General features: G+C 64.3%; 6 protein-coding genes. 3 read left to right on the top strand and 3 right to left on the bottom strand.

Annotated features, from left to right (window positions below):
• Window positions 1-243 precede the first annotated feature (243 nt).
• The 3 genes from FJ417_RS22630 to FJ417_RS22620 all read left to right on the top strand — a co-directional run bounded on the left by FJ417_RS22630 (window position 244) and on the right by FJ417_RS22620 (window position 4,743).
• Window positions 244-2,619, top strand: coding sequence for an aldehyde dehydrogenase family protein (locus tag FJ417_RS22630; protein WP_140784983.1), 2,376 nt, complete (start codon window positions 244-246; stop codon window positions 2,617-2,619).
• A gap of 347 nt (window positions 2,620-2,966) precedes the next feature.
• Window positions 2,967-3,698 carry an SDR family oxidoreductase gene (locus FJ417_RS22625; protein ID WP_140784982.1) on the top strand — a complete coding sequence of 244 codons (732 nt, stop codon included), beginning with the start codon at window positions 2,967-2,969 and terminating at the stop codon, window positions 3,696-3,698.
• Window positions 3,699-3,897: 199 nt separating this feature from the next.
• Complete coding sequence (locus tag FJ417_RS22620; protein ID WP_140784981.1) at window positions 3,898-4,743, top strand: fumarylacetoacetate hydrolase family protein; 846 nt, start codon at window positions 3,898-3,900, stop codon at window positions 4,741-4,743.
• A gap of 99 nt (window positions 4,744-4,842) precedes the next feature.
• Here FJ417_RS22620 and FJ417_RS22615 read toward each other — a convergent pair whose 3' ends face one another.
• The 3 genes from FJ417_RS22615 to FJ417_RS22605 are packed head-to-tail and all read right to left on the bottom strand — an operon-like array spanning window position 4,843 to window position 7,754.
• Window positions 4,843-5,841, bottom strand: a complete 999-nt coding sequence (locus FJ417_RS22615; RefSeq protein ID WP_140784980.1) for an ABC transporter ATP-binding protein — start codon at window positions 5,839-5,841, stop codon at window positions 4,843-4,845.
• 15 nt (window positions 5,842-5,856) lie between these two features.
• On the bottom strand, window positions 5,857-6,918 hold the full coding sequence (locus FJ417_RS22610; protein WP_140784979.1) for a Gfo/Idh/MocA family oxidoreductase: 1,062 nt from the start codon (window positions 6,916-6,918) through the stop codon (window positions 5,857-5,859).
• Window positions 6,915-7,754 carry a carbohydrate ABC transporter permease gene (locus tag FJ417_RS22605; RefSeq protein WP_140784978.1) on the bottom strand — a complete coding sequence of 280 codons (840 nt, stop codon included), beginning with the start codon at window positions 7,752-7,754 and terminating at the stop codon, window positions 6,915-6,917. Before FJ417_RS22605 ends, FJ417_RS22610 begins: the two co-directional genes overlap by 4 nt.
• Window positions 7,755-7,762: the final 8 nt, after the last annotated feature.

Below are 7,762 nucleotides of genomic sequence, written 5' to 3'. Positions count from 1 at the left end.
CCACGCGATGGCGTAGGGCGAAGGCCTTGAACGCCGAGTTCCTTCGCGCCCCCTCTGTCCTGCCGGACATCTCCCCCACTTGTGGGGAGATTGGCTGTCATCGATGATTTCGCCAATCACCGACGTTGCAGGACGGCAGCCGCCAGGCGTGAAGGCTGATCTCCCCCCTTGCGGGGGAGATGTCCGGCAGGACAGAGGGGGGCGCGAAGGATCGCCTGCCAAGACGATTATCAGGAGCATGTTATGAACATCCTCGAACGCTATCACGCCATGGAATACGGCCCGGCGCCGGAAGCCCGCAACGAGGCCGATGCCTGGCTCGCCGCGCGCGACTTCTCCAAGGCCCTGTTCATCGATGGCGCCTGGAAAGCAGCGGCCAGCGGCAAGACTTTTGAGACGAGCGAGCCGTCCTCCGGCAAGCTTTTGGCCAAGGTCTCGGATGCGGGCGCCGCCGATATCGACGCAGCGGTCGCGGCCGCTGCAAAAGCGCTGCCGAAATGGAGCGCCAGTTCAGGCTACGCCAGAGCAAAAGTGCTCTACGCCATCGGCCGCGCCATGCAGCGCCACCAGCGCCTGTTCGCGGTGCTGGAATCGATCGACAACGGCAAGCCGATCCGCGAGAGCCGCGATATCGACGTGCCGCTGGCGATCCGCCATTTCATCCATCATGCCGGCTGGGCGCAGGCGCTCGAGAAGGATTTTCCCGACCACAAGCCGGTCGGCGTCGTCGGCCAGGTCATCCCGTGGAATTTTCCGCTGCTGATGCTGGCCTGGAAGATCGCGCCGGCTCTTGCCGCCGGCTGCACGGTGGTGCTGAAGCCAGCCGAATTCACCCCGCTCACCGCCATCCTGTTCGCCGAGATCTGCGAGCGGGCGGGCGTGCCGAAAGGTGTCGTCAACATCGTCCAGGGTGGTCCTGAAGCGGGTGCCGCCATCGTCAATCATCCCGGCGTCCAGAAGATCGCCTTCACCGGCTCGTCGGAGGTCGGCAAGATCATCCGCAAGGCCGCGGCAGGCTCGGGCAAGAAGCTCTCGCTGGAGCTTGGCGGCAAGTCGGCCTTCATCGTCTTCGAGGATGCCGATCTCGACAGCGCCGTCGAAGGCCTGGTCGACGGCATCTGGTTCAACCAGGGCCAGGTCTGCTGCGCCGGCTCGCGCCTCCTGGTGCAGGAGGGCATTGCGGAAGCACTTATCGCCAAGATCAAGGTCAGGATGAGCCGGCTGCGGGTCGGCAGCCCGCTCGACAAGAACACCGATATCGGCCCGCTGGTCGACCGCAGCCAGCTCGACCGCGTCAAGGGCCTGATCGCCGAAGGCGCCAAGCAAGGCGCCGTCTGCTGGCAGCCGGACGCCGCGCTGCCGACAACCGGCTATTATCATCTGCCGACGCTGGCGACGTCTGTTTCGCCGGCTAATATTCTGGTGCAGGAAGAGGTCTTCGGGCCGGTTCTGGCGACGATGAGCTTCCGCAACACCGAGGAAGCGATCGAGCTTGCCAATAACACGCGCTACGGCCTCGCCGCTTCGGTGTGGAGCGAGAACATCAATCTCGCGCTGCATGTCGCGCCGCAATTGAAGGCCGGCGTCGTCTGGGTCAACGGCACCAACATGTTCGACGCCGCCTGTGGCTTCGGCGGCTATCGCGAAAGCGGCTTCGGCCGCGAAGGCGGTCGCGAAGGCATGTTCGAATATCTGTCGGTGAAGCTGCCCGTCGGGCCGGTCATCAAGCCGGCCGCGGCCGGCTCGGCCCAGCCGGTCGAGCAGGCCGACGGCTTGGCCATCGATCGCACGGCAAAGCTGTTCATCGGCGGCAAGCAGGTGCGCCCGGATGGCAACTATTCGCTCGCCGTTGCCACCGCCAAGGGCAAGCTGGCCGGCGAAGTCGGCCTCGGCAACCGCAAGGACATCCGCGATGCCGTCGCCGCCGCCCGCGCCTGCAAGGCCTGGCCGGACGCGACTGCCTATAACCGCAGCCAGGTGCTCTATTATTTCGCAGAGAACCTTTCGGGCCGCGCCGACGAGTTCGCCGCACGCCTTGTCCAGTTGACCGGTGTCACCGCCAAGGCCGCGCGCGAAGAGGTCGAGCAGTCGATCGAGCGGCTGTTCCTCTATGCCGGCCTCACCGACAAGTTCGAGGGCCGCGTCCACCAGCCGCCGGCCCGCGTCGTGACGCTCGCGCTGCATGAGCCGGTGGGCGTCGTCGGCATCGTCGCGCCGGACAACCAGCCGCTGCTCAACTTCATTTCGCTGGTCGCGCCGGCGCTCGCCATGGGCAACACGGTTGTTGCCGTCCCGTCGGAGCGCCATCCGCTTTTGGCGACCGACCTCTACCAGGTGATCGAATATTCCGACATTCCGGCCGGCGCCATCAACATCGTCACCGGCCGCAGCGCCGAGCTGGCCGGCGTGCTGGCCAAGCATGACGATGTCGACGGGCTCTGGGTGTTCGCCGACGCCGAAACCTGCGCCAAGGCGGAAGCCGACTCCATCGGCAACTTGAAGCGCGTCTGGACCGGCAATGGCCGCTCGCTCGACTGGGCGTCGGGCGAAGCTGCCGGCGAGGCTTTCCTGCGGCGCGCCATCGAGGTCAAGAACGTCTGGGTTCCCTATGGCGACTGAAGCCCTTCGCACGAGGCGCGTCCGCAACCTTGCGGCAACAATAGTCGGCGCGTCGGAGCCGGTCTGGCTGCTGTCGGGAAGGTGATGGCGTTCGGGCTTGACGCTCGGGCGCGTGTTCTTTAACGAGAAAAAACATCTTTATCTGTGAAGCAGGGACTTAGGCCGCACGATGCTGGCGGTCTGGCACACGACGCCGGGGCTGGCCATCGATAGAGGCGGACGCACTGAAGCAATTTTCCAGGAAGTGTGAGCGGCTTTCCGTCCGGAATTGCGTCAAAACAAAGAGATAGAGCGGTTCGCCGTTTCCGTGAAACGGTCAAACGCTCCAGGCAGGCGAGGAGAAGAACATGGCGGATCTGGCAGGCAAGGTGGTCGTCGTCACCGCGGCGGCGCAAGGCATCGGCCGGGCTAGCGCGCTGGCTTTCGCCAAGGCGGGCGCGACCGTTCACGCCACCGATATCAACGAGCCGTTGCTGGCCGAGCTGGGCAAGACGCCCGGCATCAAGCCCCGCAAGCTGGATGTGCTGAGCGACGCAGCCGTCGCTTCCGCCTTCGCCGAGATCGGCCGGGTCGATGTGCTGTTCAACTGCGCCGGTTTCGTCCATGGGGGCTCCATCCTCGAGATGAAGGACGAGGACCTCGACTTCGCGCTCAACCTCAACGTCCGTTCGATGATCCGCACTATCCGCGCCGTGCTGCCCGGCATGCTGGAGCGTGGCGACGGCTCGATCATCAACATGGCGTCGCTTGCCAGCTCGCAAAAGGGTGTGCCGAACCGCTTCGCCTACGGCCTGACCAAGGCGGCCGTGGTGGGTCTGACCAAGGCGGTCGCCGCGGACTATGTCGCCAAGGGCATACGCTGCAACGCCATCTGCCCGGGCACCGTCGAAAGCCCGTCGCTGCAGGACCGCATGCATGCCCAGGGCGACTATGAGGCGGCGCGCGCGGCTTTCATCGCCCGCCAGCCCATGGGCAGGCTTGGCACGCCGGAGGAAATCGCCGATCTCGCCGTCTACCTTGCCGGCGCCACCTACACCTCGGGGCAGGCCTACAACATCGACGGCGGCTGGTCGATCTGAGGGATCGGAACGGGCTTGGCAGGAGATCGGGGTTCTGCATCCATCAGTCTGAAAATCCCTTTCGCCAGATCGCCCGATGCGGCGTTCGCGCTTGCCGGAGATCAGATCGATGGCTACGGTCCGCCCGGCTTTCGCGACGTCACCCCAATCGAAACGAATTTTGCAAAATGGCTTCAGGCCGCACCTTAGGAGAAGAATGATGAAGTTGTTGCGCTATGGCGAAGTCGGCAGCGAAAAGCCCGGCCTGCTCGATGCGGATGGGACGATCCGCGACCTTTCTGCTCATGTCGCCGATATCGCCGGCACGACTCTTCATCCGGCCTCGCTGGAGATGCTCTCGAAGCTCGATCCGAAGTCGCTGCCGGTGGTTTCCGGCAAGCCGCGCCTGGGCGCCTGTGTCGCCGGCACCGGAAAATTCATCTGCATCGGCCTCAACTATTCCGATCACGCCGCTGAGACCGGGGCTACCGTGCCGTCCGAGCCGATCATCTTCATGAAGGCAAGCTCGGCGATCGTCGGGCCCGATGATGACGTGCTGATCCCGCGCGGCTCGGCCAAGACCGACTGGGAGGTCGAGCTCGGCGTCGTCATCGGCAAGACGGCGAAGTATGTCTCGGAGGAGGACGCGCTGGATTATGTTGCCGGCTACTGCGTTGCTCACGACGTTTCCGAGCGCGCCTTCCAGGCCGAGCGTCAGGGCCAGTGGACCAAGGGCAAGTCCTGCGACACCTTCGGCCCGACCGGTCCGTGGCTGGTGACCAAGGACGAGGTCGCCGATCCGCAGAACCTCAAGATGTGGCTGACCGTCAACGGCAAGACGATGCAGAACGGCTCGACCAAGACCATGGTCTACGGCGTGAAGTATCTGGTGTCCTATCTCAGCCAGTTCATGTCGCTGCATCCCGGCGACATCATCTCCACCGGCACGCCGCCCGGCGTCGGCCTCGGCATGAAGCCGCCGGTGTTCCTGAAGGCCGGAGACGTTGTGGAACTCGGCATCGAAGGGCTCGGCCAGCAGAAGCAAACGTTCAAGGCGGACGAGTAACGCAGACTTTCCGGTCTCTCCTTTTGATATTCCGGAAGTGAGAAGGTGGTTTCGCGCCCTTCCTCTCCCCCCTCCGGAGGGAGAGGAAAGAAACTCCGCCTACTTCAACACCTTCCCATCTGCCCCAAACCTGTACGTCTTCGCCGCATCGGGCGTCGCATAGAGCGTCGCGCCCGGCTCGGCATTGTAGACGCCGAAGATGCGCACCGTGATCAGCCCGGCCTTCTCGCAGTCGAGATAGAGGTTGGTGTCGGCGCCGAGATGCTCGGCATGCACGACCGTGCCTTTCCAGGCGCCGGACTTCGTATCGACCGTCAGATGCTCCGGCCGCACGCCGATGGTCTTCGCCGTCTCGCCGAGCCTGGCGCCGTCGATAAAATTCATCTTCGGCGAGCCGATGAAGCCGGCGACGAATTCATTAGCCGGCGAATTGTAGAGCTCCATCGGGCTGCCGATCTGCTCGATGCGACCGGCATTGAGCACGACGATCTTGTCGGCCAGCGTCATCGCCTCGACCTGGTCGTGGGTGACGTAGATCATCGTCGCCTTCAGCCGCCGATGCAACTGCGCGATCTCAAGCCTGGTGTTGACACGCAAGGCGGCATCGAGGTTCGACAGCGGTTCGTCGAAGAGGAACAGCTTCGGCTCGCGCACCACGGCGCGGCCGATGGCGACGCGCTGGCGCTGGCCGCCAGACAGCTCCGCCGGCCGGCGCTCGAGATAGGGCTCGAGCGACAGCATCGCGGAAGCGATCTTGATGCGCCGCTCGATCTCGGCCGCCGGCGTGCCGGCCTGCTTCAGGCCCAGCGCCATGTTGTTCTTCACCGTCAGATGCGGATAGAGCGCGTAGGTCTGGAACACCATGGCGATGCCGCGTTTCGCCGGAGGCGTGATCGAGACATCGGCGCCGTCGATCAGCACACGGCCGGAGGTCGAGTCCTCGAGCCCGGCGATGACGCGCAGCAGCGTCGATTTTCCGCAACCGGACGGGCCGACGAAGACGACGAACTCGCCGTCCGTCACCTCGAGGTCGATGCCCTTCAGAACCTCGACCGGCCCGAAAGCCTTCTTCACATTCTCGATCTTCAGCGAGCCCACGGCTTCGTTCCTGTTCTAGAGTTTGACGACGTTGCCTGTGCGCACGCTCTCGTCGGCGGCGAGGCAGACGGCGAGCGACTTCACGGCATCGTCCATGTGGCGGGTGAGGTCGATATTTTCGCGGATGGCCTTGAGCAGGAAGGCTTGCTCCAGATCGCAGAGCTCCTGATGCCCCGGCTCGCCTTCCATCGACAGCAGCTGGTCTTCCCTGGCGAATTTACCGTCCGGTCCGGTCTCGGCGCTGTGCAGCCGGATCGTCGAGGTCTTGGTGTGGGTGTCGATGTCGTCGGACTTGACGCCCTCCTTCATCACGATCGACACGCAGCCCTTGGGCGACATCACATCCTTCACGAAGAAGGCCGTCTCCGAGATCATCGGGCCCCAGCCGGCCTCGTACCAGCCGACCGAGCCGTCCTCGAACAGCACCTGCAGGTGGCCGTAGTTGTACATCGACGGCGCCACCTCGTCGCTCAGCCGCACCCCCATGCCGCGCACCTCGACCGGGCTGGCGTCGGTGATCTGCAGCATCACGTCGAGATAGTGCACGCCGCAGTCGACGATCGGCGAGGTGGTCTGCATCAATTGCTTGTGCGTTCCCCAGGTATGGCCGGAGGATTGCTGGTTGAGGTTCATGCGGAACACATATGGCCCGCCGAGCTTGCGCGCCTCGGCGATCAGCCGCACCCAGGACGGATGGTGGCGCAGTATATAGCCGATCACGAGTTTCCTGCCGTTGGCCTTGGCGGCGTCGACGACGCGCTTTGCGTCGGCAACCGTCGTCGCCAGCGGCTTCTCGACGAAGACATGGCAGCCGGCCTCGAAGGCCCTGACCGCATAATCGGCATGGCTGTCGGAATAGGTGGCGATCGCCGCGACGTCGGGCTTCTCGTCGCGCAACACGTCCTCGAAGGAGCGTCTGATGCCGTAGTCCTCGAGCCCCTCCGGCAGCGGCACGTCGGAACGGTTGACGAGTGCGGCGATCTCGAAGCCCGGATTGGTGTGGTAGGCGAGCGCATGGCTGCGGCCCATATTGCCGAGGCCGGCGACGACAACGCGAAGGGGTTTTTCCGAGCTCACTTGACCGCCCCCGACGTGATGCCGCGGATCAGCTGCCGCGAGAAGATGGCATAGAGGATCAGCACCGGCAGGATCGCCAGCGACAGCGCCGCCAGGATCGCGTTCCAGTTGGTGACGAACTGGCCGAGAAAGAGCTGCGCGCCGAGCGTCACGGTCTTGGTCTCTTCCGAAGGCGCCAGGATCAGCGGGAACCACAGATCGTTCCAGATCGGGATCATGGTGAAGACGGCGACGGTCGCCATCGCCGGCCGCACCAGCGGCAGCACAAGGCGGAAGAAGATCGTGTATTCCGAGAGCCCGTCTATGCGGCCTGCGTTCTTCAGGTCGCTGGACACCTGCTTCATGAATTCCGACAGGATGAAGATCGCCAGCGGTAGCCCTTGCGCCGTGTAGACCAGGATCAGCGCCGTCAGCGTGTTGACCAGCCCGCTCGCCACCATCAATTGCAGGATGGCGACGGTGCCGAGCCTGATCGGGATCATGATGCCGAGCGCCAGGTAAAGACCCATCAGCGTGTTGCCGCGGAAGCGATATTCCGAGAGCGCGAAGGCGGCCATCGCGCCGAACAAGAGCACGAAGAACAGCGAGGCGACGGTGACGACGAGGCTGTTCTGGAAATAGTGGATGAAGTCGCCCTGGCCGATCACCGTGGTGTAGCCGATCAGGTCGAAGGTCTTCGGCGTCGGCGGCGTCAGCGGCGCGCCGAAAATGCCCGCGCGAGACTTGAACGAATTCATCACCACCAGGATCACCGGAAACAGCGCGATCGCCGTGTAGGTCAGTAGAATCGCATGCGCGCCGATGGTGCGGGGAAGCGAACGGGTGGCTGTGCTCATGGCGCGCC

The sequence above is a fragment of the Mesorhizobium sp. B3-1-7 genome (genome assembly GCF_006439385.1).
In the GTDB taxonomy this organism is placed as follows: Bacteria; Pseudomonadota; Alphaproteobacteria; order Rhizobiales; family Rhizobiaceae; genus Mesorhizobium.
This window is presented reverse-complemented; position numbering and strand designations above follow the sequence as displayed.

Coding starts and splice junctions, on each gene's coding strand:
- FJ417_RS22630 (WP_140784983.1), top strand. CDS start 244: ATGAACATCCTCGAACGCTATCACGCCATGGAATACGGCCCGGCGCCG.
- FJ417_RS22605 (WP_140784978.1), bottom strand. CDS start 7,754: ATGAGCACAGCCACCCGTTCGCTTCCCCGCACCATCGGCGCGCATGCG.
- FJ417_RS22625 (WP_140784982.1), top strand. CDS start 2,967: ATGGCGGATCTGGCAGGCAAGGTGGTCGTCGTCACCGCGGCGGCGCAA.
- FJ417_RS22620 (WP_140784981.1), top strand. CDS start 3,898: ATGAAGTTGTTGCGCTATGGCGAAGTCGGCAGCGAAAAGCCCGGCCTG.